This window comes from uncultured Jatrophihabitans sp. (genome assembly GCF_964252635.1).
Classification (GTDB): Bacteria; Actinomycetota; Actinomycetes; order Mycobacteriales; family Jatrophihabitantaceae; genus Jatrophihabitans.
The window spans coordinates 1-26,131 of the sequence record NZ_CAXUNP010000050.1; the positions used below are offsets into that span (position 1 = coordinate 1).

Here is a 26,131-nt window from a genome sequence, read left to right on the forward strand (position 1 = left end):
GTCAGGGGCAGCGTCAGGGGGCAGGGGCAGGTGCTGAGCCTGGACGGAGCGGCTGGACGGCGCCGCCGGCGGATCTTGTTGCGCAACGTTGGTGCGCCAGGGACGGGACAGCGACGCGTCTGCACCAGGGATCACGCGACACGACCGCCGCCGGCTCCCCGTTGTCGTTGCTCCGGCACACCGCACCGGTTCTCGAGCGGCGGCCGGAACACCGCGTGATGCAGCCCAGCTGGGCGCGGCGGCGTCCGCAGCATGGGCCCTGGCCGTAACACGGCGTGTCACGGCCACCGGAGATGCACCACGGCCCCGGGCGGCAGGCGGTAGTACGAACTCGCGCTGGGTCAGCCGTGGTTGGGCGGGTCGAGCAGGCCGCGTGAGCCGCCGAGGTAGTACTCGAACAGCAACCCGCCGACGGTGAACATCAGCACGACGACACCGACGATGAGCAGCCACACCTGGGCGAAGGCCAGGGCCACCCCGACAAGCGTCGCGGCGGCGGCGACGGCCACCGGCCAGTAGGAGCCGGGGCTGAAGAAGCCCAGGTCACCCGCCATCTCGGCGATCTCGGCATCGGCGCGGTCCTCGGGGCGAGCGTCGATACGCCGCGACACGAAGTAGAAGAACGAGCCGGGGATACCGACCAGGCCCCCGGACAGGATCAGCGCGGCGACACCGACCGGCTCGAGCCGGCCGTGGCTGAACCCGTTGGGCAGGGAGGTCCAGATGCCGTAACCGATGGCCGCGACCCAGAAGAACGCCGTCAGCATGAGGAAGATACGGGCTTCGGACTTCATCTAGCTGCCTCCACCGTTACGCGACGCGCTCTTGTAGTTGCGGTCGGTCGTGAACGGGTGCGTGCTCGTGGCGTACGGCGCCATGCCGGCCTGCTTCAGTGCCGTGCTCTGGATCGCCGGATCGTCGGGGCTGATGGACTTCAGAGCCGCGAGATAACGGTTGAACGTCGAGACCGACACGACGCGGACCTCGAAGTTCATCTGCGAGTGGTAGGTGCCGCACAGCTCGGCGCAACGGCCGACGTAGTGGCCGATGTGCGTGGCGGTGAACTCGAACTTGTTGTCGCGGGAGGTGTCCGACGAGCCGTACGGGATCACGTCACGCTTGAACAGGAACTCCGGCACCCAGAAGGAGTGGATGACGTCCAGGGAGTGCTCATCGACCTGCACCGTCTTGCCGATGGGGACTACTAGGACCGGGATCTCGGTGGAGGACCCGTTCGTCGACAGGTACTGGTTGGAGTTCGGGACCTTCTCCTCGGTCGGCCTGACAGCGCCGCCCACGCGGTACTGGTGGTACTCGAACTTCCAGTTCCACTTGTAGGCGTCGACCTGCACCTTTACGTCGGGGTTCTTGGTCAGCTTGTTGACGTAGTCCTCGACGATGACCGTGCGGTAGAACAGCCCGGCGATGACGATGAACGGGAACGTGAAGCAGACCGCCTCGACGGCGAAGTTGTACTTGGTCTGGCGCGGCAGCTCGTCGCTCTTCTTGCGGTAGCGGATACAGGCCCAGAAGATCAGGCCCCACACGACCACGCCGAGAGCCAGCGCCGTGACACCCGTCCACGTCCACAGCACGCGCATGCGGGTGGCCTGCTTGGTGGCGCCGGTGGGCCAGCCGAAGCGCAGGCTCCGTTCCCACTGCTGCGCGGAGCAACCCGTGAGTACCAGCGTCATCAGCACGATCAACCCGGCGACGCGACCGGTTCGCACCAACGACCGGCGCGCCCCGGAACGGGCCGCTGCCGGGCGAGCCCAAGGCCTACGCGACACCTGTGAAACCACCCTTCGCACACCCGATCGGGAATGGCCTGAGCCTACGCGACCCGCCGCCGCTCACCGGGTCCGGGTGGGGCCCGGCGAGGCGGGATACTGGTCGGCGTGTGTGGACTGATCGGATTCCTGTCGGCGGCCGGCGATGCAGCATCCAGCGCCCCTGGTGTCGAGGCCGCGCTACGCGACATGCGCCACCGTGGCCCGGACGAGGGCGGGGTCTGGCACGACGCCGACCTCGCCATCGGCTTCCGTCGCCTGGCCCTCATCGACCTCGACCACTCCCACCAGCCGCTGCCCTGGCTCGGCGGGCGCTACCAGCTGATCTTCAACGGCGAGATCTACAACTACCTCGAGCTGCGCGACCGGCTGACGCGGGACTTCGGCGCCACCTTCGAGACCGAGGGCGACGGCGAGGCCATCGTCGCCGGCTACCACTATCTGGGCGCCAAGATCGTCCGCGAGCTGCGCGGGATGTTCGCGTTCCTCATCTGGGACTCCGAGGAGCGGGTCCTGTTCGGCGCCCGTGACTGGTTCGGCATCAAGCCGCTGTACACGATGAGCGACGAGCGCGGCACGTTCTTCGCCAGTGAGAAGAAGTCCCTGCTCGACCTTGCGACGCCGAACGAGAAGCACACCGTCGACCTCACGGCCGTCCAGCACTACCTGACGCTGCAGTACGTGCCCGAGCCGGCGTCGATGCACGCCGCCGTGCGGCGCGTCGAGTCCGGCACCCACTTCACGCTGCGACCCGGTGAGCCGCTGCGGGCGCACCGGTACTTCCACCCCGACTTCGCCGTGCGACCCGTCCCTGAACCCGACAAGCTGTACCGCCGCATCGCCGAGGCCCTCGAGGACTCCGTCGCCAAGCACATGCGCGCCGACCCGGACGTCACCGTCGGCTCCTTCCTGTCCGGCGGGATCGACTCGACGGCGGTGGCGGCGCTGGCCAAACGGCACAAGCCCGATCTGCTGACGTTCACGACCGGCTTCGAGCGCGAGGGGTACAGCGAGATCGACGTCGCTGCCGAGTCGGCCGCCGCGATCGGCGTCGAGCACGTCACCAAGGTCGTGACCGCCGAGGAGATGATGTCGACGCTGCCGCTGATCGTCTGGTACCTCGACGACCCCGTGGCGGACCCGGCGCTCGTCCCGCTGTACTTCATCGCCCGCGAGGCCCGCAAGCGCGTGAAGGCGGTGCTGTCCGGCGAGGGTGCCGACGAGTTGTTCGGCGGCTACACGATCTACCGGGAGCCGATCTCGTTGCGCGGCTTCGACCACCTGCCCGCCGTGGCGCGGCGTGGGCTCGGGCGGCTCTCCACCCGCATCCCCGAGGGTCGACGGGGCAAGGACCTGCTCCGGCGCGGAGCGATCGGCATCGAGGAGCGCTACTACGGCAACGCCCGCATCTTCCGCCCGGACGAGATGCAGGGGCTGTTCCCCGGCTACGACGCGAGCGTGTCCTACATGGACGTCACCGGGCCGCTGTACGACCGCACGACGCACCTCGACGACTCGACGCGCATGCAGTACGTCGACCTGTTCACGTGGCTGCGCGGCGACATCCTGGTCAAGGCCGACAAGATGACGATGGCCAACTCGCTCGAGCTGCGCGTGCCGTTCCTCGACACCGAGGTCTTCGACGTCGCCTCGTCCATCCCGACCGACCTCAAGCTGACCAAGGAGACGACCAAGTACGCGCTGCGCCGCGCCCTCGAGCTCGTCGTGCCGGCCCACGTGATCAACCGGCCCAAGCTCGGGTTCCCGGTACCGATCAGGCACTGGCTCAAGGACGTCATGTACGAGTGGGCTCGCGCCATCATCACCGAGTCGCAGGCCGACGAGCTCGTCGATCGAGAGGCGGCGCTGCGGCTGCTCGACGCGCATCGCGCCGGCCCGCACGACTACTCACGCAAGATCTGGACGCTGCTGGTGCTGCTGATCTGGCACGGCATCTTCGTCGAGGAGCGCATCCACCCCGAGATCCCCGAGCCCGTCTACCCGGTCCGCCAGTAGCGGCTCCGGCGCCGCTACTCCCCCGTCCCGTTCGTCGCCGGTCAGGGCAGGTGCGGCAGCACCTCGGCGGCGCAGTCGTCGCCGTAGGACTCGGCCAGACGGGCGCCGAACTCGTCCTTGACGACGGTGTACTCCTGCGTGCCCATCGTCTCCAACACCATGGTCGCGAGCAGGCTGCCGACCTCGGCCGAGCGCTCCCACGACAGCCCCCAGTCGCGCGCCGTCAGCAGACCGCCGCGGAAGGCGTCGCCGACGCCGGTGGGGTCGGACTTGCTGCGCTCCTTCGCGACCGGCGTGTGCACGGTGCCGAAGTCGCCGACGATCTCGACGCCCTTGGATCCGAGGGTGGTCACCCGGACGTTGACCTGGGCGTCGATGTCGGCGGTGCTGAGGCCGGTCTTGGATTCGAGCAGCTCGCGCTCGTAGTCGTTGGTGAACAGCAGGTCGGCGCCCTCGATGAGCGCCTTGAGCTGGTCGCCGTCCATGCGGGTGACCTGCTGGGAGGGGTCGGCGACGAAGCGAAGGTTCTTGTCCCGGCACTCGGCGCTGTGCTTGACCATGGCGCTCGGGTCGTAGGCGCTGATGACCACGAGGTCGGCGTCGGTGGCGTCCCAGATGGGGCTGATCTCGATCTCGGCGGACTCGGCCATGGCCCCGGCGTAGAACGATCCGATCTGGTTCATCTCGGTGTCGGTGGTGCAGACGAAGCGGGCGGTGTGCTGGGTGGGCGACACGTAGACGTGGCTGCAGTCGACGTGATTGGCCTCGAGGAAGTCGCGGTACTCGCCGAAGTCCTCACCCACGGCGCCGACCAGAACGGGCGAGCCGCCCAGCTGGGCCATGGCGTAGCAGATGTTCGGTGCGACCCCACCCCGCTTGATGGTCAGTTCGTCGACCAGGAACGACAACGACACCTTGTGCAGGTGGTCGGCGAGCAACTGGTCGGAGAACTTGCCCGGGAAATGCATCAGGTGGTCGGACGCGATGGACCCTGCGACGAGAACTGGCATGCCACGACCCTAGGTGAGATGGGGCTGGAACTTGAAAGCAACCGCCCGGCGAGCAAAGGCTGGGACTTAAAGGCAACCGCCCGGCGAGCAAAGGCTGGGACTTAAAGGCAACCGCCCGGCGAGCAAAGGCTGGGACTTAAAGGCAACCGCCTCCCAGCGACGAATCGCTGGGAGGCGACGACAACAGAAGGGTCCGGAGAGGCGGAATGCTTCTGCGGCGCGGGGCGAAGCCCCTAGCCGCAGAAGCTGTTCCCGCAGGCGCAGCCGCCGCCGGCGTTGGGGTTGTCGATGGTGAAGCCCTGCTGCTCGATGGTGTCGGTGAAGTCGACGGTGGCGCCGCCCAGGTACGGGGCGCTCATGCGGTCGACGACGACCGGGACACCGTGCGGGGTGAGCTCGACGTCACCGTCGAGGACCCGCTCGTCGAAGAAGAGCTGGTACTGCATGCCCGAGCAACCACCGGGCTGGACGGCGATACGCAGGCGCAGGTCGTCGCGACCCTCCTGGTCGAGCAGGGCGCGGACCTTGCCGGCCGCGGCCTCGGTGAGGGCGACGTCGTTCGCCGGTGCCTCGACCGGTGCGGTGGTGAGCTCGACGGTGGTCTCGGTGGTGGTCATAACGCTCCTCGAAGACTGGAGAGGGACGGTGATGGTCCTCGGTCCCTGGCGACAACCGGCGGCTGCCGACAGTCATTCCCATGGTAACCACCGATGCCGGCGCCCGCCGCGATGACGGGGATCCGGGCCCGGTCCGGCGCGTCACGGAGGTCACACCCGGCGCAGTTACCCTGTGGGCGTGAAGCTCTCCCGCCGAGGCGCGTCCGCCGACACGACCGACGACGCCGTCGACTCCAGCCAGACCGAGCAGCCCACCGCAGAGAGCGGGCAAATCGACCTGCGGAAGGGGCGTCCGACCCCGAAGCGGCGCGTCGCCGAGGGGCGCCGGGGCCCGGTGACGGCCCCGAAGACCCGCAAGGAGGCCTACGCCCGGCAGAAGCAGCTCACCAAGGAGCAGCGTGCCACCCCCAAGAGCGGTGGCGCCCCTGCGAAGCCCCGCTCGGCGGCCGAGCAGCGGGCGGCGCTGCGCCGGGGGGACGCCGATGCCCTCCCCCGCCGCGACCAGGGCAAGACCCGCAAGTTGGCCCGCGACTACGTGGACTCGAAGCGGATGCTCAGCAACTACATGCTGTGGCTGTTCCCGCTGTTCATCCTGACCACGATCATCCCGGCCCTGCGATACCTCGAGGTGGCGGTCATCGTCATCTTCCTGGGCCTGGTCGTCGAGTGGTTCATCGTCGGCCGCCGGCTGCGTGCCATGGCCTTGGAGCGCTTCGGCGAGGCCGACGGAACGAACATGGGCATCGGCTTCTACATGGGTTCGCGGGCCTACATGCCCCGCAAGTGGCGGCTACCGGCCCCGCAGCTCACCCGCGGCGACGAGTTCTGAGGCGCCCCGTGATCACGAGCACGATGCAGGACGACTTCCAGCTCACCACCACCGCGATCCTCGAGCACGGCGCTCGGGTCTATCCCGGCAGCGAGGTCTTGACGTGGGCCCCTGGCGGCGCCCGGCGCAGCACGTTCGCGGACGTCGCGACCAACGCCAACCGGTTCGCCGCAGCGCTGATCGACCTGGGCGTCTCCCCCGGCGACGCCGTCGGCACCTTCTGCTGGAACACCGTCGAGCACGTCGAGGCCTACTACGCCATCCCGGGCATCGGCGCCGTCGTCCACACCCTGAACATCCGGCTCAAGGCCGAGCAGATCGCGCAGATCGTGCAGCACGCCGGCGATCGGATGATCATCGTCGACGAGTCGCTGATCCCGCTGCTCGCGCCGGTGGCGGGGCAGCTGTCCAGCGTCGAGGCCTACATCGTGGTCGGCGACGCCGACGCCTCAGCGCTCGCCGAGCACGCCACCGTGCACCGCTACGCCGAGCTCATCGCGGGCCGGGAGCCCACCTTCGAGTGGCCCGCCGTCGACGAGAAGTCGGCCGCCGCCATGTGTTACACCAGCGGCACGACGGGCGACCCGAAGGGCGTCGTCTACTCGCACCGCTCGACCTACCTGCATGCGCTCGGCACACTCGGCGCCAAGGTCACCGGCTTCATCGAGTCCGACCGCATCCTGACGTTCGTCCCCATGTTCCACGTCAACGCCTGGGGCATCCCGTTCGGCGCGTTCCTGTCCGGCGCCTCACTGCACCTGCCCGCGCAGTACATGACACCCGACCACATCTGCGAGTTCATCAAGACCGAGCGCTCGACGTTCGCCTCGGCGGTGCCGACCATCTGGGGCGGCATCATGCAGTACGGCCAGGGCAAGGACATCGACCTGTCATCGCTGCGTCTCGGCTCCTCCGGCGGGGCCGCGATCCCGCGGTCACTGATGGAGGGATTCGAGAGCAAGTACGGCCTGCGCATCGTCCAGGGCTGGGGCATGACCGAGACCTCCCCGGTCGCCGGCATGGCGTGGCCACCGGCCGACATCGAGCCCGGCAGCGCGGAGGAGATGCAGTGGCGGCTCAAGTCCGGGCGGGTCACGCCCGGGGTGCAGATGCGCATCTGCGACGACGACGGCAACGAGTTGCCGCGCGACGGTCAGGCCGTGGGTGAGATCGAGGTCCGCGGGCCGTGGATCACCGGCTCGTACCACGCGGTCGAGGTGCCCGAGAAGTTCCACGACGGCTGGCTGCGTACCGGCGACATCGGCACCCTGGACGAGCGTGGCTTCTTCATGATCACCGACCGCAGCAAGGACGTCATCAAGTCCGGCGGCGAGTGGATCTCCTCTGTCGAACTCGAGAACCTGCTCGCCGCGAGCCCCGACGTCGCCGAGGCCGCGGTCATCGGGATCCCGGACGACAAGTGGACCGAGCGCCCGCTGGCCTGCGTCGTCGTGGCCTCGGGGCACGAGGTCAAACCCGCCGAGCTCGCGGCCTTCCTCGACGGCAAGGTGGCGTCGTGGCAGATCCCCGAGAACTGGACGTTCGTCGACGAGGTGCCCAAGACGACGGTCGGCAAGTTCGACAAGAAGGTGCTGCGCGCGCAGTACGCAGACGGCGACCTCGAGGTCGAGCGGACCCGCTGATCAGCGGCCGGACCTGGCTTGCGGCCCTAACTCCTGGCCCTAACTCCCAGCGCGGTGCAGGGCGGCCAGGACGCGGTCACCCGTGACGGGGTTGAACGGCAGCACGACGTGCTCGTCGACGTCGGTGGGGTCGAAGCTCTGCACGTACTCGTTGGTGACGCCGCGCTCGTGGATGAACGACGAGCCGGCCGGGGTGACGACCTCCTCGTAGCGCGTGTCGATGACCGTGTACCGCACGCCGGGCTGAGCGATCGGGCCTTTGTTCAGCTTCGCGATGACCGCCGAGCCGACGATCTGGTCGTTGCAGGCGGGGCAGCCGACGGCGGTGAACACGTCGCGCGCACCGGGGATGTGGGCGGCCAGGGTACCCAGGCCGAGCAGCGTGGTGCCGTGCGTCGTCGGCGCGAGCGCGGTGACCGAGTGCACCGACGCCGCCCCGCCGAACTTCGTGTACAGCTCGGTGAGCAGGCCGCCCTGCGAGAAGCCGATGAGGTCGACCTTGCTCGAGCCGGTGGCCCGCGTGACGGTGCGGACCTCGGCGGCCAGGGCCTGCACGGAGTCGTCGACGGGGGCAGTGGCCTGCACCTGCGGCGGGTAGACGGTGGCGCCGTAGTTGTAGCCGAAGACGCAGTACCCGGCCCGGGCCAGGCGCGGACCCAGGTAGTCGAAGCTGTCCTGCATCACCTCGAAGGTGCCGTTGACCAGCACCACCGGGTAAGGGTGGGTCGCGGACGGCCGGCAGCCGACGTTGACCCCGGCCGGCGGCGCGGCGGGATCGGCCACCACGCCGGGCAACGAGGCCAGGAAACCGGCCGTGGCTACGGCGCTCGACCCGGTGCGCGGCAGCGCGGCCGGAGCGGCCGGACGCGCGGGTCGGGCCGGCGTAGCTCCGGCGGACGGCGCGAGCGCGACGGCTGCCGCGACCGCACACGAGATGGTCATGAACAGCCTCGAACCGCGCACCGTCGCACTCCTTACGGGGACATCGCGTACCGGGAACCCGCCCGATATACCCAGATTCTCCCGAGATCAACAGGGTGGTCGGCGGTTCACCCGTTCAGATAGGCGAGGACGGCCAGCACCCGCCGGTTGTCGTCCTCGGACTGGGGCAGGCCGAGCTTGCCGAAGATGTTGTTGGTGTGCTTGCTGACCGCCTTCTCGGTGACGACCAGCTTGGCGGCGATGGCGGCGTTCGAGCGGCCCTCGGCCATGGCCTCGAGCACCTCCCGTTCGCGCGGCGTCAGGGTGGCCAACGGCTTGTCGCCGGCGTGGCGGGTCAGCAGCTGGGCGACGACGTCGGGGTCCATCGCCGTCCCGCCGGCCGCGACCTGGCGCACCGCATCGACGAACTGGCGCACGTTGAACACGCGATCCTTGAGCAGGTAGCCGACACCGCCGGAACGGTCGGCGAGCAGCTCGCGGGCGTAGAGCTGCTCGACGTACTGCGACAGCACCAGCACGGGCAGCCCGGGCACCTGCCGGCGCGCCTCGATGGCCGCGCGCAGCCCCTCGTCGGTGAAGCTCGGCGGCAGCCGCACGTCGACGACCGCGATGTCGGGCCGGTGCGTGGTGAGCGCGCGCAGCAAGGACGGTCCGTTGTCGACGGCCTCCACGACCTCGCAGTCGTTGGCCTCCAGCAGCCGGATCAGGCCGTCCCGGAGGAGGGCGAGGTCTTCGGCGAGGACGACACGCACGGGAGCACCATAGCCAGCTCCGTGGGGCCGCCCGGCGGGCTCGACACGGCGAGCGTCCCGTCGAAGGCCGCCAGCCGGCGCCCGATCCCGTGCAGGCCGGTGCCAGTGGCAGGGTCGGCCCCGCCGTGCCCGTCGTCGTGCACCACGACCGACAGCGTGTCCCGCGTGTGCCGCAGCTCGACGCGCGCCGTCTGCGCACCACTGTGCTTGATCACGTTCGTGAGCGCCTCGGCGACGGCGAAGTAGGCCGCCGACTCGACGGGCGCCGGGAGCCGACCCGGCACGTCGGCGCGGACGTCGACGGGCAGCGGGCTGGCGAGGGCGAGCGCCTGCACGGCACCGACCAGGCCGCGGTCGGCCAGCACCGGCGGGTGGATGCCGCGCACCAGGTCGCGCAGTTCGGACAGGGCGTCGCTGCTGGACGCGCGGGCCTCGGTGATCAGGGCTCGCGCGGCCTCGGGATCGCGGTCGAGCTGGTCCTCGGCCAGGGCGAGGCTCATGCCGAGGGCGACGATGCGCGCCTGTGCGCCGTCGTGCAGGTCACGCTCGATGCGGCGCAGCTCGGCCGCCTGGGTGTCGACCGTCTCGGCCCGCGACTCGGTCAGCTGCTCCACGCGCAGCGCGAGCCGGCTCTTCTCCGACGTCGACAGCAGCGCGCGGGCGATGGCCGCGTACGCCCGCAGGGCCAGGCCGGGTGGCAGCCACCACAGGAGCAGGTCGAAGACGGTCTCGACCACGGCGACGATGCCGAGCGCGAGCCCGACGGTGCCGTTGACCGCCACCCAGTAGAAGTCGCGCCTACGGGCGGGGTCGCGGAACACCGCACCCAGCCGCGAGAGCCAGCCCGACGCGGTCGCTCTCAGGTAGGGCGACGCGATGAGCGCCTTGCCGTCGATCATTGGGATGCGCCGCCGGTACCGCTCGGCGAGCGGACGGGTCGCCCAGGCCGCCACCAGGACCAGCGGGATGCCGGCGGTCACGACGATCGTGCCTGTGCCGACGGCCGTGACGACGAACAGCGCGAGGCTGATCGCCGCGGCCACGGCCGCCTCGAAGGACCAGCCGATCAGCAGCAGCCGCCGTCGCAGTTGGTGTTCCACGCGTCCATCCTGACGCACCGCGCCTTCGCGCGCGGTGGACAAAACCCCACCGTCGTAGGGGGTCCAGGACCAGTGTCCAGCGCGCCCGGGGGCGGAAGTGTCGTCGTCACAACAGTTCGACACGACAGGAAGGCACCGCCGTGGGACCCATCCCGACCGCCCGCCCGCGACCCGTCACCGTGCGCGCCGCACGCTGGAGCGCCACCCACCCGTGGAAGGCCATCGCGCTGTGGCTGGTGTTCGTCGCCGCCTGCATCGTGGTCGGCAACGTCGCCGGGCTCAAGCAGGCCGACGACCTCGACACCATGACCGGTCAGTCCGCGCGCGCCGCACACTGGCTGCACGACAGCGGGCTCGAACGGCCGGACACCGAGAACGTGTTGGTCACCGCCCGCCACGGGACTCTCGATCGCGCCGAGGCACGTGCCGCCCTCGAGCAGGCCGCGCAGGGACTGCGGCCGCTGCCTCTGGTCAGCTCGGTCAGTGCACCGGTGACCTCGCGCGACGGGACGGCCATGACCGTCGTCGCCACCCTGCGCGACGCCGGGCAGCGTCAGTCCGACGTCGACGTGCGTCCACTGCAGGACGTGACGGCCGGAGTGCAGCGGGCCCACCCCGGCCTGCGGGTCGAGCAGGTCGGCGCGGTGTCGCTCGACAAGGCCGTCAACGACCGGGTCAACTCCGACCTGTCGAGGGCGACGACGTTCAGCCTGCCGGTGACGCTTGTCATCCTGCTGATCGCCTTCGGCGCCATCGTCGCGGCCGGCGCCCCGGTGCTGCTCGCGCTGTCCGCGGTCGGTTCGGCGACCGGGTTGTCGGCGCTGGCCTCGCACGTGGTGCCGGACTCGGGCAGCACGGCGGCGATGATCCTGCTGATGGGTATGGCCGTCGGCGTCGACTACTCGCTGTTCTACGTCAAGCGGGCCCGCGCCGAGCGCCACCGCGGGCGCGGGCGCGGGGCCCTGGACTCGGTGGAGATCGCCGCCGAGACCGCCGGGCACTCCGTGCTGGTCTCGGGCCTCGCCGTGCTCGTGGCGATGTGCGGGATGTACCTGACCGGCAACGTCGTGTTCGCCTCCCTGGCCACCGGCTCGATCATCGTGGTCGCCGTCGCCGTCCTGGGGTCGCTGACCGTGCTGCCCGCGCTGCTCGTCAAGCTCGGCCGCGCGATCGACCGTCCTCGGGTGCCGGTGCTGTGGCGGCTCACGGCCGGGACCCGCGAGCCGCGTGTCTGGCCGAGGCTCCTGCGCCCGTCGCTCGAACACCCGGCCCGCACGCTGACGGTGTCGGTGCTGGTGCTGGCCGCTCTCGCCCTGCCGGCGTTGGGCATGAAGCTGGCGTCGGACAGCCCCGCGTCGTTGCCGAACGTCATCGCCGAGAAGCAGGCGCTCGACCGGTTGAGCGCAGCGTTCCCGGACCAGAACGCGACCCAGCAGGTCGTCGTGCGGGCGGACGCCGACGCCGGGCCCGCCGTCGTCGCCGCGCTGACGCGGGTCGCGGATCGCGGCGCCGGTGCGGGTGCGTTCGTGCCCCGGTCGAGGGCCGAGATCCGTGCATCACGCGACGGCACGGTGCACGCGCTGACGCTGGAGGCGCCGTTCGACGCGGAGTCCCACCAGGCGCGTGCGGGCGTCACGAGCCTGCGGGACACGTGGGTACCGGACGCACTGCGCACCGTGGACGGGGCACGCTGGGCCGTCGGCGGGGACACGGCGACGGCCATGGACACCGACCATCAGCTCTCCGACCGGTTGCCGTGGGTCATCGCGTTCGTCGTCGTGCTGACCATGATCATCATGGGCTGGGTGTTCCGGTCGGTCGTCATCGCGCTGACCACTGCCCTGGTGAACATGCTCTCGGCGGGGGCCGCGTTCGGTGCGTTGGTCGTCGTGTTCCAGAACTCGTGGGCCGAGTCGCTGCTCGACTTCCACTCGACCGGAAGGTTGATCAACTGGATTCCGCTGTTCACGTTCGCGGTGCTGTTCGGGTTGTCGATGGACTACCACGTGTTCGTCATCAGCCGCATCCGGGAGGCCGCGGCGAGTGGCCTGTCGACCCGTGACGCGATCCGCGCCGGCATCACCGGGTCGGCGGGCACGGTCACCTCGGCCGCGGTCGTCATGATCTCGGTGTTCGCGATCTTCGCGTCGCTGCACATGGTCGAGATGAAGGAGCTCGGTGTGGGGCTGGCGGTGGCCGTGCTGGTCGACGCGCTGGTGGTGCGTGTGATCGTGCTGCCGTCGCTGATGATGCTGCTGGGCCGGTGGAACTGGTGGCCGGGCCGGACGCCGCAGCCGGTCGCCGCGCCGGAGCCGCGGGATCGCGAGCTGACGGCCGTCTGACGTAGCAGCGGCGCGCTTCACCGCCGCTGCTAGGTCGCTGCCACCGCCGAGTGGTGGGGTATGCGTCGAGTGGTGGGCTATTTCCCGCCACTCGACGCGCAACCCACCACTCGCGCGTGTGGAACGCGGGGGACGGAGTGTGCTTCGAGAAGGAGTTCGGGTCAGCCGGCGTCGAGGGACATCGTGTAGCTCTCGGAGTCGTCCTCGAGCAGCGTCACCTGGGCCACGCCGGCGTCCGCGAGGTCGCGCCAGAACTCACCCATCCAGCTCTCCGCATCCGACTGGTTCGCGTGGGCGGGCTGCGACACGCCCGGAAGGTCGGTCAGCTCGCCGCCGTCCGCCCCCAGGTACCGCCACGTCCAGCTCACAACTGCACCCTCTCGTCGGTGTGTCCGGACCCGACCCTAACGGGCCGGACGGCGTCGGGTCGGTCGGGCACCGTGCCCGGGTGCAGGATCGCGGCCAGGGCCTCCACGCCGTAGACGAGCCGCGGGCCGGGTCGCACGACGAGACCGTCGCCGTCGATCGCCCACACCGGCACGTCGGGCAGCGCGTCGCGCACCACCGCGGCCTGCTCGGCGGCGCCGTCGAGGTGGTAGCCGCACGGCGAGACCACGACGACGTCGGGCCGGGCGGCGGTGATCGCGTCCCAGGTGGTGGGCACCGACCGCTCCCCCGCCGTGGCACCGACCGGCTCGCCGCCGGCCGCACGGACGAGGTCGGGGATCCAGTGCCCGGCGGTGAACGGCGGGTCGACCCACTCGACGACCGCCACCCGAGGACGCGGCCGCCCGGCCACCGCTTCGGCCACGGCGGTCAGCCGTTCGCGCAGCCCGGCGACGACGGTGACGCCGCGCTCGGAAATGCCCGCCCGCTCGGCCACCGCGGTGATCGTGGCCAGCACGTCCTCGAGCGAGTACGGGTCGAGGGGTAGCACGTCGGCCCGGCAACCCAGGAAATCCAGGGCCTCGGTGACCTTGCCCGACGGCAGCGCGCAGACCCAGCAGAGGTCCTGGGTGAGGATGAGGTCCGGGTCGAGCCCGGCCAGCGCATCCTCGTGCAGGTGGTACAGGTCGGCACCGGCGGCCGACTGCGCACAAACGTAGGCGTCGATCTCGCCGGGCGTCATGTCGCTGGTGTCGCGGCCACCGACGACCACCGCCTTGTCGGTGCGCGCCCGCGCCGGCTCGTCGCACTCGAAGGTGACGCCGACCAGGGAGTCGTCCAGGCCCAGGGCGTAGACGATCTCGGTGGCCGAGGGCAGCAGGGAGACGATCTTCACGTCCTCAGTGTGCCCGCCGTCCGGTCGACGTCGGCGGGCGCGGGGCCGTCCGGCGCGGGGGCGAACGTCACCGGCGCCTCGAAGGCCGCCCGCCGCGCGGCGCGACGGAACGTCGCGAGCGCGGCCGGGCCGACGACGAGGATGGCGACGAAGTTGGTGACCGCGCGGCCGGTGTCCCACCCGAGCGAGGTCGTGGCGTCGAACACGAGGTAGCGGTGCCACTGGGTGCTGAACGACGCGCCGGGCAGGTAGGCGATCGAGCTGCTCGGGTCGGTGGAGAACGGCCAGAACGACAGGTTGAGCATGAACCCGAAGAAGTAGCCGGACGCGGCCCCGTAGACGGCCAGCATGAGCACCTCGAGCCGTCCGCGCAGCCGGGGCAGCAGGCCGGCGAACAGCCCTACCCAGGCGCACCCGAACATCTGGTACGGCATCCACGGACCGACGCCGCCGGTGATCAGCGCCGACACGAACAGCGACGTGCAGCCCAGCGTGAACCCGAACCCGGGGCCGAACACGTACCCCGCGAGCACCAGGACGAAGAACACCGTCTCGATGCCCGCGGTGCCCGCACCGAGCGGGCGCAGCGCGGCGTTGACGGCCGACAGCACGCCGAGCATGGCGATGGCCTTCGCGTCGATGCCGCCGTCCGCGATCTCGGCGAAGATCACGGCGAGGACGAGGATCAGCAGCGCGCCGAAGATCAGCGGCGGTGCGGTCGCGCCGCCGACGCTGCCGGGCTCGACGACGAACGGCCAGAGGAACGCGACGAACCCCAGGAACGACGCCATGGCGACCGTGAACACGGTGCGCTTCGGAATGCGCACCGCCCGGGTGACGACGCTCATGCGTCCACCCCCGCCAGGGCCTGCTCGACCTGCGCGACCGTGAGGTACGGCAGCGGGGCGAGGATCTTGGCCACCTGCGGCGCGAACGCGGGCGAAGCGACGATGACGTCGGTGGTCGGGCCGTCGGCGACGATCTCGCCCTCCGCCATCACCACCACGCGATCGGCGGCGGACGCGACGAACTCGACGTCGTGCGTCGAGATCACGACGGTGCGTCCCTCGGCGACGAGCCCGTCGACGATGCGGATGAGCGCCTGCTTGGCCGGGTAGTCCAGGCCGCGGGTCGGCTCGTCGAGCAGCACGACGTCCGGGGTCGCACGCAGCTGCACGGCCAGTACCAGCGACAGCCGTTGGCCCTCCGACAGGTCGCGCGGGTGCAGGTCGTCGGGGATACCCGGGGCGAGGCGGTCGAGCAGGTCGCGCGCGCCGGTCGGCGACGGGCCGGACTCGCGGTCGGCCTGCTCGAGCTCGGCCCGCACGCTGCCGAGGTAGAGCAGGTCGGCCGGCGTCTGGGGCACCAGCCCGACGAGCGTGCGTGCCTCGGCGGCCTTGAGGGTCTTCGGGTCGCGGCCGCCGACGTCGACGCGTCCGCGCTGACGCGGCCCCGAGCCCTGCAGCGCCCACAGCAGCGAGGACTTGCCCGACCCGTTGCGTCCCATCAGCGCCGTGACCCGCCCGGCGTGCAGGTCGAGGTCGACGTCGCGGACGGCGAGCACGTCGCCGTAGCGCACCGAGACGTCGCGAGCGGACAGGGCCGTGGTCGGCGCGGTCGAGGGCAGCACCCGTGACGCCGGCACGACGTGGCCCGCCACGGCCGCGCGCACCGGAGCTGCCTGCCGGCGGGCGTCGCGCACGGACAGCGGCAGCGGGGACCAGCCCGCCAGCCGGCCCAGCTCGACGACGGGCGGGGCCACCACGCTGGTACGGAACACCTCGACCGGCGGCCCGTCGGACACCGTGCCGTCGCCGGGCAGGTGGATCACGCGGTCGGCGTACTGCACGACACGCTCGAGACGGTGCTCGGCCAGCACCACCGTCACCCCGAGGTCGTGGACGAGGCGGGTGATCGCGGCCAGCACTTCCTCGGCGGCGGTGGGGTCGAGAGCGGACGTCGGCTCGTCGAGGACCAGCACGCGCGGGTGGGCGGTGAGCACCGAGCCGATCGCGACGCGCTGCTGCTGACCGCCTGACAGCTCGTGCAGGGCCCGGTGCCGCAGCTCGGCCAGGCCCAGCAGGTCGAGCGTCTCCTCGACCCGCTTGCGCATGACGTCCGGCGGCACCGCCAGCTGCTCCATGCCGTAGGCGAGCTCCTCCTCGACGGTGTCGGTGACGAACCCGGCGACCGGGTCCTGGCCCACCACCCCGACGACGTCGGCGAAGTCCCGCGGCGGGTGCTCGGCGGTCGAGCGGCCGTCGACGGTGACCGTCCCGGCCAGGGTGCCGCCGGTGAAGTGCGGCACGAGCCCGTTGATGGCGCCGAGCAGGGTGGACTTGCCCGAACCGGTACGGCCGACGACGAGGCACAGCTCGCCCTCGTCGACGGTGAGGGTGACGTCGCGCAGGACCGGTGCCGGCGCGTCGGCGTAGGTGACCGTGACCTGGTCGAACTGAATCACTGGTCGCTCCGCAAGCGTCGCTCGGTGATCATGATGCGCTCCGTCGGCGCCGCTCGGTGGTCACGACGCGGTCACCCGCTCCCGTTCGGGCGCCGTGCGGACGGCGGGGCGCGTGGCCGGGGTCGCGCGCCGGCGCACCGGCGGGGGTGCGGCGAGCGCGGCGAGGCCGGCCACCACGATGGCCAGCGTCGGGACGAGCGGCAGCGGCGGCCACGACAGCGGGTACAGCGACGGCGCCAGCGCGGCGGCGTCGTAACTGCTCGACAGGTACAGAGCGACGGCGCAGCCGAGGCCGCCGAGGCTCACGACCCACTCGGGCCAGGCCCAGGGGTCGGGACGGTAGGACGTGCGGGTCACCCGCCGCCCGCCGAGGGCGAGACCCAGGCAGCACAGCACCGCACCCGCCGCGATGCCGGGGATGCCGACCGCCTTCGCGTCGGTGCCGGCGAGCAGCCCGTACGCACCGACGCAGAGCCCGCACATGCCGAGGATGAGCAGGATCGCGGTGATCCGGCGGCTGGCGCGGGTGGCGCTGCCGCTGCGGCCGTAGCCGCGCGAGTCCATGCCGGCGGCGAGGTGCAGCGCACGTTCGAGCGCGTCCTCGAGCACCGGGATGACCAACGAGCGCAAGCCCCGCAACCCCTTGCCGTGACCGGCGCGCAGCTGGCGGGCCCGGTGCACCCGCTGCACGCTCTCGACGAGCTGCGGCGCGAACGACAGCGCGACGATCACGGCGACGCCGAGCTCGTAGAGCGCGCCGGGCAGCACGCGGAGGGCGCGCTTGGGGTTGGCCAGGACGTTCGCCGCACCGACGCAGCACAGCAGGGCACCGAGGCGCAGCCCGTCGAGCGAGGCCGACAGCGTGGCCTCGAGCGAGACCGGGCCACCGAGCTGGATGCCGGCGTACCAGGACGGCGTGTGGATGTGCGGCAGCGAGAACAGGATGTGGTCGGCCGGGGTGATCCCGCTGGCGAAGACGGACCGGAAGATCACCCGGGTCACGATGACGATGAGCGCGAGGTACAGGTAGTACTTGAACGCCCGCGCCCACGGGGCGTCGCTGCGTCGGTTGGCGATGACGAACCCGAGCACGGCGAGCACGAGGAGCAGCAACAACGGGTTGACGGTCCGGCTGACGGCCGTCGCCATCCCGATCGCCCAGAGCCACCAGGCGATCGGGTGCAGCGCGCGCGGGGTGCGCGAGCCGGCGGGCGACCTCGCCAGTGACCTGGTCATGAGCTGCCGATCAGTGCTCCGCGGCGTCGGCCCGGCGGCGCCGTACAACGGTCCAACCGCCGCCGATGCCGAGGAGCAGAACCAGTGCGACGCCGAGGATCACCGGCAACGGCGACCCGGCCGACGACTTGGTGTCCGCCGACGCAGGTCTGGCATTCACGACGGACGGCGACGACGCAACCGTCGATGCCGCCGCCCCGGCGCTGGCTGCGCCCGACGATGGTGCGCCTGACGACGACGCGGCGGCTGCAGAGCTGCTCCGCGCCGCCGCGCTCGACCGTGCCGCGGCAGAGCTGGACCCCGCGGCCGACGTGCCGGCACGGTGCGAACCCGCCGCGGCGCCGGCTCCCGTCGTCGCGTGGTGCGTGGCGTGGGTGCCGCCGCCGGAGCCGCCACCGCTGTTCGCGCCGCCCTTGGAACTGCCGTTCGAACTGCCACCGTTGGAGCTGCCGCCACCCGAGCCGCCACCGGAACCACCGTGTCCGGACCCGCCGCCTGTGGCGTGCGCGTTCGTCGCGCGGAGCGCGTCGGGGCTGATGGACGGGCGGCCCTCGGTGCCGGCGATGTTGGTGCCGCCGAACTGCCAGAGCTCGACCTCACCGGGCTTCGGCTTCTCGCTCATCGCGCCCAGCTGGCTGTACGTCCAGCTGTTCTGGCCCTTCGGCGCCAGCCAGTAGGACCAGTACGCGGACGCCGGCGGCGTCTTGATGCAGCTGTCCTGCTTCGGCGTCGGGTACTGCGTCCCGCCGTGGAACGCGGCGTTGCCGAGGCGGCAGATGAACGCCGGCCCGTCGTGCTGGTCCCCGGCCGTGGAGAAACCGCCGTCGTGCAGCAGCGCGTACCCCGTCGAGGAGTGCACGCCGCACCCGCGCACGACCGGTCCGCCCCAGTGCCCGAAGTCGACAGCGATGATCGTCCCCGTCGACGACGTGCAGCTGCCGATCGGGTCAGCGGTGGCGCTTGACGCCGCACCCGCGAACGTCCCCATGATTGCCATCACGGCCAGCGCCACCAGCGCGAGGAACCGCCTCATGCGGCCTCCCCGCGGTGCCGTCCTCCGGCGGCCCGTGCCACGCGTGGACGTCGGCCGGCGACGGTGACGCCGGCACCGACGAGCAGCAGCAGCGCAGCCCAGATCAGGAGTTGCTCGCTGGGTACGCCCGTGTTCGCCGTCGCGCCGGCCGCCTGCGAGCCGCCCGAACCGTCCCCGGCGCTGCCGGAGCCGGAACCGGACCCACCCGTGGTGCCGCCCGAGCCACCGCCGGAACCGCCCGAGCCGCCGCCGGAACCGCCCGAGCTGCCGGAGTCGAGCGAGATCGGGTGCGTCAGCGTGGTCAGCGTGGCGCCGACGATCGCCGGCACCGTCTGGTCCGTCGCTCGCACGTCGCTGGTCGAGGCGTCGGTGTTGATCCCGAAGCCGCCGTTGCCATTCTGCAGCGTGGCCAGGAAGGCGTAGGCCCGCTTCACTGCCGGGTCCGAGACGGCCGCGAAGGAGCGGACGCCGGCGACGGCCGGGCTGCGGTGCTCCGCGAAGGCGGGCGCAGCGAGCACACCCTGAACGCCCAGCGCTGTCGAATTACTGTTGTGCCCGGCCGCACCGGTCCAGCTGCCGTCGTCGTTCTGCGTCGCGCGCAAGTAGGCCAGCGCCCTCGCGACTGCATCACCGGCGGTGGGCTCGTTTACGAGGGACTGCAGGACGAACCCTGTGGTGTCGACCTCCGAGGCCGCGCCGACGGGGGCGTCCGTCCCGGTTGGGCACGTACCTGCGTCGGTGTCGGTGGGCAGGGCGCTGGGGAACCCGCCGTCGGCCTTGCACTGCAGGGAGAGCAGGCGTGTCAACAACGCGGCGGGCGGCGTCTCGCCGGCCCGTTCGAAGGCCAGCACCCCGAAGGCGGACGACGTGGTGGAGAACCCACCGACGAGATCGCCGGCAGCCTGGCACCCGTGGTCTGCGTCGACTGCCGTGCACACGTTGTCGGAAAGCTGCTTCAGCAGGTCGTAACCGCCGAAGTGGTGCGGATCCTGACCGGTGATCTCGGCCAGCACGGCCAGCTTGCCGAACGAACCGGCGTACGGTCCGCCCGCCGTGCCGGTCGGGTCCGCGTAGTCGGCCACATGGGCAGCCAGGTAGCGGACCAGCTTGATGAGCGTCTTGTCCTGGGTACCGGTCGCGGCCAGGGCGATGGCCACATCTGCGGTGCCGCCGTAGTCGGGGCCGTAACCGCCGTCGAACTCGAGGTGGGTGCCGCCGGTCAGCTTCGTGACGAGCCAGGCGGCAGCGGCGCCGGCATCCAGTTTCGGCGTCGCGGTCCGGATGTTGTCACTGAGTGTGGCGAACGAGGTGCCGACCAGCCCACCGACGACCTGAGTCGAGGCGCGAACGTCGGAGTCGCCCCCGTCGGCGGTGACGGCGAACCCGCCGTCCTTGTTCTGCAACCGCGCCAGAAAGGCCGACGCCTTCGCGATCTCGTCGCGGTACGCCGACCCACCCAAACTCAGACCCTGGATTGCGAGCGCGGCCGAGTTGGTGGAGTCGCCGGACGCACCGGGGAAACCGCCGTCCGCCTTCTGCTGGGTTGCCAACCAAGCCACGGCCTTACGCACGGCGGCGTCGGCTGCGTCGCTGTGCACGAGGTCGAGGGCCATCGCGGCCATCGCTGTGCTGTCGACCTCCGAGTCCCCGGTCGACGGGATGATGCTGGGGAACGCGCCGGTCTTGTCGTCCTGCGTACTCTCCAGAAACGCGATGGGTGACGCGGCGCCCGTCGTATCGCCGGCTCGCAACTGGGCAATGACGCCCAACGCCTGGGAGAACGTCGACTGCGCGTAGAGATAGTTGCCCTTGCCCGCACACGCATCGGACGCTTCGGTGCAGACCGCCTTGTCGAGCTCAGCGATCAGGTCCTTCCCGCCGAAGTCCCGCGGGTCGTAGCCGGTCACCTCCGCGAGCAGCGCCTCCTTGCCGATCGACCCGCCGCTGGCGTATTCGGTGCCGATCCCGGTCCACCCGAGGGCGTCACGTCCGGCGCCGTCCTTGGTGTTCGTGTTGAAGAACTTCACTATCTTCGCCAACGCCGCGTCGTCGGTGCCTGTAGCGGCCAGCGCGAACGCACCGTCGAGGGTCAGTCCGAAATCGGCGTAGTCGTTGCCCTTCTCGACGACGAAGGAATCGTAGTAACCGTTCTTGGCGAGCGACGAGCCATCGCTGGCGACGCCGTTGGCGGTGGTCGTAGTCGTCAGGTAGGACACGGCCTTGCCGAGATCGGCCTTGGGCGCGGCAGCTGCCGCGCGCGACACTGCCGCGCGTCGCACGCTCGCCGAAGGTGTCGGCAGGCCGGCGCGCACCTGGTTCGGGGTGAAGCTGGGCTGACCGGTGGTGCCCGCGATGTCGGTGCCGCCGTAGGTCCAGGCCTCGACCTCACCGGCGACCGGCTTGTCGGAGTACGCGCCGAGCGTGCTGTAGGTCCAGGTGTTCGAGCCCTTCTTGGCCAGCCAGAACGACCAGTACGCGGTCGCCGGCGGGGTGCTCACGCACTTCTCCGTCGCCGACGTGGGGTACTGGGTGCCCGAGGCGAACAGCGGGTTGCCGATGCGGCAGATGAACTGCGGCCCGTCGTGCTGGGTGCCCGTGGTCGTGAACTTGGCCGTGGTCAGCAGCTTGATGCCGGTCGTGGGCGCCGGGTCGCAACCCCGGACGATCGGGCCGCTCCACGTCTTGTAGTCCACCGCGACCAGCGCGCCCTTGGACGTCGTGCACGAACCGACGGACCCGACGACGGTGCCGACCGCCGCCGGCTTGGTGGCCACCGGCTTGGTCGGCGTGACTGCCGTCGCCGTCGTGATGACCCGCTTGGCGCTCGACGCGCGGTAGCGCTTGCTCGCCCCGGAGTACCGGGCCACGACCGTGCGGCGGCCCGCGGTGCGGAACGTCGTCCGGCACGTGGCCTTGCCCGTGCTGTGGGCGACCGGGCGGGCGCCGCACGAGGCCAGGGTCGTGCCGCTCGCCGTGAAGCGGACGGTGCCGCGGCTCGGCTTCGGCGTGACGGTCGCGGTGAGCGTCACGGCCTTGCCCGCGGTCGGGCGGGCCGAGGCCAGCGCTGTCCGGGTGGCACGGGCCGTGCCGGCGGCCGAGGCCGGTCCGGCGAGGGTCACCACGGCCAGGACGACGCCGACGACGGCGGCCCCGGCGACGAGGGAGTGGACGGAGCTGCGACGCATGGATACCCGTTCGTTTCGCGTGCTCGCGTGCAACCGGGTACGGATCGGCGCGCAACGGCACACCGAACACGAATCCCCGCACCTCCACCGGGGTGAAGACACGGGGACGGGGACGGATCTCGCGATCCGGCACCGTCCCGCGGACCGCGACGAGACACTGGCCTGTTCCGCCCTGCCAGGCATTCCGACTGGCCGCCCAGGGGCGACATCACGGCTGCGGGTCAGTGCCGGAGTCTCACCGGTCTTCCCCTGCCAGGACGAGTGGTGCTGTGGAGCCGGGGGCGTGGCCTCCGGCGGCGCAAACCTAACCCCGCCCGCGCCGGAGGGTCAACGCGGGGGGCGCGACAGGCGGGCGGACGTGACGCACCCGACGTGCGCGGCCGAGGTCGGCGCTCACGTCATACTGGCCCGGTGGACGACTCCCCCATCGACCTCTTCTCCGTCGGCGACGACGTCGAGTGGACCGACGCCGAGTCCGCGGCCGGGGTGCGCTCGCTCGCGGCGACGATCGGCGGCCGGTTGGGGGAACTGGTCGAGTGGCTGGCCGGGGTCCAGGGGCAGCTGCCCGTCCAGGCGCCCAAGCGGGCCCGGTGCGTGGTGCTGGGCCCGGCGCCCGAGTCGGTGGTGGCGCTGGCCGACGAGCTCGGCGTCCACGTCCGCGACCTCGTCCTGGACGACGACGCCACCGCCGAGCACGCGTTCGCGGTCGGGCTGGCCTCGGCCGACGACGAGGTCGACTCGGGTGCGGACCTGTTGATCGTCGCCGACCCCGACGACTCGATCGCCTCCGCCCTGGTGGTCGCGGTGCTGACCGGTGCCGAGCCGGTGGCGCTGTTGCCCCGTGGCGCCGCCGCGACCGACACCGACGCCTGGATCGCGCGGGCCGATGCCCTCCGCATCGGGCGACGCCGCCTCACCGAGCTGCGCACCGACCCCTCCGCGCTGCTCGGCGCGCTGGGCCACCCCCGGATGGCGGCCACGGTCGCGCTGATCATGCGGGCCGCGGCGCGGCGCACGGCGGTCGTCCTGGACGGTACGGCGGCCGTCGCTGCGGCCCTGCTGTGTCACGACGTCCAGGCGCGCGCCGGGCGCTGGTGGCAGCTGGCCGACGTCGGCGCCGACCCGGTGCAGCGGCACGCCGCCGCCGAGCTCGCCCTGCGCCCACTCCTCGACCTCGCCGTCGCGCACGGCGACGGGACGGCCGGCCTGCTGGCCGTGCCGGTGCTGCGTGCCGCGGCCGGGCTGGCCGCCGGGACGGACCGGTGACCGCCGGCAAGGCCGAGGACGGGGGCGACGGGTCGCGCTACCGGCACGCCGACGAGTCGGTCACCTGGCACGTGCGGGTCGCCGCCGCGTGGAGCTGGCGGCTGCTCATCATCGGGCTGGCGGTCTACGTCCTGGCGCGGGTGTTCGACCGCATCGAGCTGGTCGCGTTCTCCTTCGTGCTGGCCCTGTTCTTCACCGCGGTGCTGCACCCGCTCGAGCGTTTCCTGCGCCGGGTGCCGGGCTCGCGGTCGGTGTCGGCCGGGCTCGCCCTGCTCATCGGCCTGGCGGTGCTGGTGGGCATCGGGTACTTCGTCGCCTGGCAGATCAGCCGGCACTCCGGCGAGCTGGGCGACCAGGTCTCCGACGTCGTGGACAAGGTGCGCAACTGGCTGCGCACCGGCCCGCTGCACCTGAAGTCCAAGGACCTCGACAAGGCCAGCGCCAACATCAAGAGCGCCATCAGCGACAACAAGGGCGCCATCGTCAGCGGGGCCATCGACACGGTCACCACCGTCGTCGAGCTGCTTGGTGCGCTGCTGCTGATCCTGTTGTCGACGTTCTTCCTGCTCCGCGACGGCGCCGCCATCTGGACGTGGGTGCTGCGGCTGTTCCCCAAGGGCGCGCAGGAGCGCCTCGACCGTGCGGGCCACGTGGGCTGGCGCACGCTCGGCGGCTACATGCGCGGGCAGTTGATCATCGCCCTGTTCCACGGCGTCGCCGTCACCGTCGTCCTGCTCGTCCTGCAGGTGCCGCTCGCCGCCGCGCTCGGCGTGCTGATCTTCCTGGGCTCGTTCATCCCGATCATCGGCCTGACCGTCGCCGGAGCGCTCGCCACCGCCGTGGCGGTGCTCGAACACGGCCTCACCGCCGGCATCGTCGTGGCCGTCGCCATCACCGTGCTGGTCCAGCTCGAGGCCCACCTGCTGCAGCCGTTGATCATGAGTCGCAGCGTCGAGGTCCATCCGTTGGCGATCGCGCTGGCCGTGCTGACCGGCACGACCCTCTACGGGATCGTCGGCGCGCTGCTGGCGGTGCCGTTCGTCGCCTTCCTCAACTCGACGGTGCACGCGCTGAGGGAGACGCCGGCGTTACCGGTGGAAGGCTCGTCGTTCCCCGTGCAGCACCGCGACGAGGTCGCGGGCGATCCCGTCGACATCACGGAAGAGCCCGCCGGCGAGGACGACACCCCGAACAGCCCGCCCGAGGACGACGCGCCGGCCGAGGACGACTGACCCGCGCCGTCAGCGCACGTGCGACTCGACGAACGGCGGCTTGACGACCCGGACGGCGCTGCGGCGGCCGCGCACGTCGACCGCGAGCTCGTCGCCGTCCTCGACCTCGGCGTCGGTCGCGATCAGCGCGAGGCCGATGCCCGAGCGCAGCGACGGCGAGAACGTCCCGCTGGTCACCTCACCCACGGTGTCGCCGTTGGCGCCGAGCACGGCCATGTGCGGGCGGGGGATGCCGCGGTCCAGGGCCTGCAGGCCGCGCAACGCTCGCTCGGGGCCGCGTTCGCGTTCGGCGAGCAGCGCGTCACGGCCGAAGAACGCCTCCTTCTTCCAACCGACGGCCCAGCCCGAGCGCGCTTGCAACGGCGAGATCTGCCGCGACAGGTCCTGGCCGTGGAGCGGGTAGCCCATCTCGGTGCGCAGCGTGTCGCGAGCACCGAGCCCGGCGGGCATGCCGCCGTGCCGGCTCGCCGCCTCGATCAGCGCGTCCCACAGCGGCGGGACGACGTCCCAGGCGGGCAGCAGCTCGTAACCGTGCTCGCCGGTGTAGCCGGTGCGGCACACCCGGACCGGCTGGCCGTCCCACACCGCGTCGGCGTAGGCCATGTAGTCGAGCTCGGCGGGCAGGCCGACGTCGGCGAGGGTCTGCTGCGAGCGCGGGCCCTGGACGGCCAGCACGCCGTAGTCGCGGTGCTGGCCGACGACCTCGACTCCGGCGGGCGCAGCGGCCTGCAGGCGGGACACCACCTCGGTGGTGTTCGCCGCGTTGGGCACCAGGAAGACGTGCTCGTCGTCGACGAGGTAGGCGATGAGGTCGTCGACCACGCCCCCGTCGTCGTCGCAACACAGTGTGTACTGCGCCTGGCCCGGCCCGATGCGGCCCAGGTCGTTGGACAGTGAGGCGTTGACGAAGTCGCGCGCGCCGGCGCCGCGAACCAGCGCCTTGCCGAGGTGCGAGACGTCGAAGACGCCGACCGCCTCGCGTACCGCCAGGTGTTCCTTGAGCACGCCGCCGCCGCTGGCCGCGTACTCGATCGGCATCTCCCAACCACCGAAATCGGCCATCTTCGCGCCGAGGGCGACGTGCCGTTCGTGCAAGGACGAGGTCAACAACGTGCTCATGTCGTCAACCTACGTCAGGCGCCCGGACGGCCCGGACCTACGATCGAGCCATGCCGTCCGCCCCGCCCACCACTCCGCTTCCCGCCTCCTCCGCACCGTCGGTCAGCGTCGTCGCTCCCGCGTCGGCCATCCGCGCCGACGCCGTCGTGGTCGGAGTGCACTCCTCCGCCGACGGCCCGCGCCTCGCGGCCGGGTCCGGCGCGTCGGCGGCGCCGAGCCCGGTGGCGACGACGAGGGGGAAGTCCGCGAGGCCCAGCGTCGGGATCTTGAGCA

At 71.5% G+C, this 26,131-nt stretch carries 22 protein-coding genes and 1 riboswitch; of the genes, 6 read left to right on the plus strand and 16 right to left on the minus strand.

The genetic code is table 11. The features are described from left to right. Positions 1-341: 341 nt before the first annotated feature. Complete coding sequence (locus tag ACFFCA_RS17235) at positions 342-794, minus strand: cytochrome c oxidase subunit 4 (RefSeq protein ID WP_375487019.1); 453 nt, start codon at positions 792-794, stop codon at positions 342-344. After that, entirely contained in the window at positions 795-1,694 is a 900-nt protein-coding gene (locus ACFFCA_RS17240) for a cytochrome c oxidase subunit II (RefSeq protein WP_375487021.1), read from the minus strand. Between the two features lie 204 nt (positions 1,695-1,898). Here ACFFCA_RS17240 and asnB point away from each other — a divergent pair, with 204 nt between their 5' ends. Continuing rightward, a complete protein-coding gene (gene asnB / locus ACFFCA_RS17245) occupies positions 1,899-3,806 on the plus strand; it encodes an asparagine synthase (glutamine-hydrolyzing) (RefSeq protein ID WP_375487023.1) in 1,908 nt (635 codons plus the stop codon). A gap of 41 nt (positions 3,807-3,847) precedes the next feature. On the opposite strand, the gene ACFFCA_RS17250 is transcribed toward asnB, so the two are convergent. Together ACFFCA_RS17250 and erpA are read right to left on the minus strand one after the other, a co-directional pair. Beyond that, entirely contained in the window at positions 3,848-4,816 is a 969-nt protein-coding gene (locus tag ACFFCA_RS17250) for a carbohydrate kinase family protein (protein WP_375487025.1), read from the minus strand. Positions 4,817-5,049: 233 nt separating this feature from the next. Further along, the gene (erpA, locus tag ACFFCA_RS17255; RefSeq protein ID WP_375487027.1) at positions 5,050-5,433 is read right to left on the minus strand and encodes an iron-sulfur cluster insertion protein ErpA; all 384 of its coding nucleotides are present in this window, start codon (positions 5,431-5,433) and stop codon (positions 5,050-5,052) included. Between the two features lie 178 nt (positions 5,434-5,611). Between erpA and ACFFCA_RS17260 the strand changes: the two genes are divergently transcribed. Together ACFFCA_RS17260 and ACFFCA_RS17265 are read left to right on the plus strand one after the other, a co-directional pair. Beyond that, positions 5,612-6,262, plus strand: a complete 651-nt coding sequence (locus tag ACFFCA_RS17260; RefSeq protein ID WP_375487029.1) for a DUF3043 domain-containing protein — start codon at positions 5,612-5,614, stop codon at positions 6,260-6,262. An 8-nt stretch (positions 6,263-6,270) separates the two neighbouring features. Further along, positions 6,271-7,905: a long-chain fatty acid--CoA ligase gene (locus tag ACFFCA_RS17265; protein WP_375487031.1), complete on the plus strand. Its 1,635-nt coding sequence runs from the start codon at positions 6,271-6,273 to the stop codon at positions 7,903-7,905. A gap of 39 nt (positions 7,906-7,944) precedes the next feature. Here the strand turns inward: ACFFCA_RS17265 and ACFFCA_RS17270 are convergent, their stop codons facing one another. The 3 genes from ACFFCA_RS17270 to ACFFCA_RS17280 form a co-directional block, all read right to left on the minus strand. Next, positions 7,945-8,868, minus strand: coding sequence for an esterase/lipase family protein (locus tag ACFFCA_RS17270; protein ID WP_375487033.1), 924 nt, complete (start codon positions 8,866-8,868; stop codon positions 7,945-7,947). Positions 8,869-8,954: 86 nt separating this feature from the next. Continuing rightward, a complete protein-coding gene (locus ACFFCA_RS17275) occupies positions 8,955-9,599 on the minus strand; it encodes a LuxR C-terminal-related transcriptional regulator (RefSeq protein WP_375487035.1) in 645 nt (214 codons plus the stop codon). Beyond that, on the minus strand, positions 9,551-10,699 hold the full coding sequence (locus tag ACFFCA_RS17280; protein WP_375487037.1) for a sensor histidine kinase: 1,149 nt from the start codon (positions 10,697-10,699) through the stop codon (positions 9,551-9,553). Before ACFFCA_RS17280 ends, ACFFCA_RS17275 begins: the two co-directional genes overlap by 49 nt. Positions 10,700-10,839: 140 nt before the next feature. On the opposite strand from ACFFCA_RS17280, the gene ACFFCA_RS17285 reads away from it, so the two are divergent. Then, positions 10,840-13,041, plus strand: a complete 2,202-nt coding sequence (locus tag ACFFCA_RS17285) for an MMPL family transporter (protein ID WP_375487039.1) — start codon at positions 10,840-10,842, stop codon at positions 13,039-13,041. Between the two features lie 161 nt (positions 13,042-13,202). On the opposite strand, the gene ACFFCA_RS17290 is transcribed toward ACFFCA_RS17285, so the two are convergent. From ACFFCA_RS17290 to ACFFCA_RS17320, 7 genes are read right to left on the minus strand one after another with little or no spacing between them, the layout of a single operon-like run. Further along, positions 13,203-13,409: a hypothetical protein gene (locus ACFFCA_RS17290; RefSeq protein ID WP_375487041.1), complete on the minus strand. Its 207-nt coding sequence runs from the start codon at positions 13,407-13,409 to the stop codon at positions 13,203-13,205. Further along, a complete protein-coding gene (locus ACFFCA_RS17295; RefSeq protein ID WP_375487043.1) occupies positions 13,406-14,323 on the minus strand; it encodes an ABC transporter substrate-binding protein in 918 nt (305 codons plus the stop codon). The genes ACFFCA_RS17290 and ACFFCA_RS17295 overlap by 4 nt, the downstream gene beginning before the upstream one ends. Beyond that, a complete protein-coding gene (locus ACFFCA_RS17300) occupies positions 14,320-15,171 on the minus strand; it encodes an ECF transporter S component (RefSeq protein ID WP_375487045.1) in 852 nt (283 codons plus the stop codon). Before ACFFCA_RS17300 ends, ACFFCA_RS17295 begins: the two co-directional genes overlap by 4 nt. Then, the gene (locus ACFFCA_RS17305; protein WP_375487047.1) at positions 15,168-16,787 is read right to left on the minus strand and encodes an ABC transporter ATP-binding protein; all 1,620 of its coding nucleotides are present in this window, start codon (positions 16,785-16,787) and stop codon (positions 15,168-15,170) included. The genes ACFFCA_RS17300 and ACFFCA_RS17305 overlap by 4 nt, the downstream gene beginning before the upstream one ends. 60 nt (positions 16,788-16,847) lie before the next feature. After that, complete coding sequence (locus ACFFCA_RS17310) at positions 16,848-18,023, minus strand: CbiQ family ECF transporter T component (RefSeq protein WP_375487049.1); 1,176 nt, start codon at positions 18,021-18,023, stop codon at positions 16,848-16,850. 10 nt (positions 18,024-18,033) lie between these two features. After that, the gene (locus ACFFCA_RS17315) at positions 18,034-19,056 is read right to left on the minus strand and encodes a hypothetical protein (RefSeq protein ID WP_375487051.1); all 1,023 of its coding nucleotides are present in this window, start codon (positions 19,054-19,056) and stop codon (positions 18,034-18,036) included. After that, a complete protein-coding gene (locus ACFFCA_RS17320; protein ID WP_375487053.1) occupies positions 19,053-22,241 on the minus strand; it encodes a prenyltransferase/squalene oxidase repeat-containing protein in 3,189 nt (1,062 codons plus the stop codon). Before ACFFCA_RS17320 ends, ACFFCA_RS17315 begins: the two co-directional genes overlap by 4 nt. Positions 22,242-22,419: 178 nt before the next feature. Beyond that, positions 22,420-22,490, minus strand: a riboswitch (cobalamin riboswitch). A gap of 162 nt (positions 22,491-22,652) precedes the next feature. Between ACFFCA_RS17320 and ACFFCA_RS17325 the strand changes: the two genes are divergently transcribed. After that, entirely contained in the window at positions 22,653-23,507 is an 855-nt protein-coding gene (locus ACFFCA_RS17325) for a nicotinate-nucleotide--dimethylbenzimidazole phosphoribosyltransferase (RefSeq protein ID WP_375487055.1), read from the plus strand. Then, on the plus strand, positions 23,504-24,739 hold the full coding sequence (locus tag ACFFCA_RS17330) for an AI-2E family transporter (protein WP_375487057.1): 1,236 nt from the start codon (positions 23,504-23,506) through the stop codon (positions 24,737-24,739). Before ACFFCA_RS17325 ends, ACFFCA_RS17330 begins: the two co-directional genes overlap by 4 nt. Before the next feature lie 9 nt (positions 24,740-24,748). Here ACFFCA_RS17330 and gcvT read toward each other — a convergent pair whose 3' ends face one another. Together gcvT and ACFFCA_RS17340 are read right to left on the minus strand one after the other, a co-directional pair. Then, the gene (gene gcvT / locus ACFFCA_RS17335) at positions 24,749-25,858 is read right to left on the minus strand and encodes a glycine cleavage system aminomethyltransferase GcvT (protein ID WP_375487059.1); all 1,110 of its coding nucleotides are present in this window, start codon (positions 25,856-25,858) and stop codon (positions 24,749-24,751) included. Between the two features lie 37 nt (positions 25,859-25,895). Continuing rightward, a partial coding sequence (locus ACFFCA_RS17340; RefSeq protein WP_375487061.1) for a hypothetical protein occupies positions 25,896-26,131 on the minus strand: 236 nt, incomplete at its 5' end.

What these genes read in the sequence shown, in the direction of transcription:
- ACFFCA_RS17235 (WP_375487019.1), bottom strand. Translation starts at nt 794, where the DNA reads ATGAAGTCCGAAGCCCGTATCTTCCTCATGCTGACGGCGTTCTTCTGG.
- gcvT (WP_375487059.1), bottom strand. Translation starts at nt 25,858, where the DNA reads ATGAGCACGTTGTTGACCTCGTCCTTGCACGAACGGCACGTCGCCCTC.
- ACFFCA_RS17240 (WP_375487021.1), bottom strand. Translation starts at nt 1,694, where the DNA reads ATGACGCTGGTACTCACGGGTTGCTCCGCGCAGCAGTGGGAACGGAGC.
- ACFFCA_RS17310 (WP_375487049.1), bottom strand. Translation starts at nt 18,023, where the DNA reads ATGACCAGGTCACTGGCGAGGTCGCCCGCCGGCTCGCGCACCCCGCGC.
- ACFFCA_RS17320 (WP_375487053.1), bottom strand. Translation starts at nt 22,241, where the DNA reads ATGCGTCGCAGCTCCGTCCACTCCCTCGTCGCCGGGGCCGCCGTCGTC.
- ACFFCA_RS17300 (WP_375487045.1), bottom strand. Translation starts at nt 15,171, where the DNA reads ATGAGCGTCGTCACCCGGGCGGTGCGCATTCCGAAGCGCACCGTGTTC.
- ACFFCA_RS17315 (WP_375487051.1), bottom strand. Translation starts at nt 19,056, where the DNA reads ATGAGGCGGTTCCTCGCGCTGGTGGCGCTGGCCGTGATGGCAATCATG.
- ACFFCA_RS17250 (WP_375487025.1), bottom strand. Translation starts at nt 4,816, where the DNA reads ATGCCAGTTCTCGTCGCAGGGTCCATCGCGTCCGACCACCTGATGCAT.
- erpA (WP_375487027.1), bottom strand. Translation starts at nt 5,433, where the DNA reads ATGACCACCACCGAGACCACCGTCGAGCTCACCACCGCACCGGTCGAG.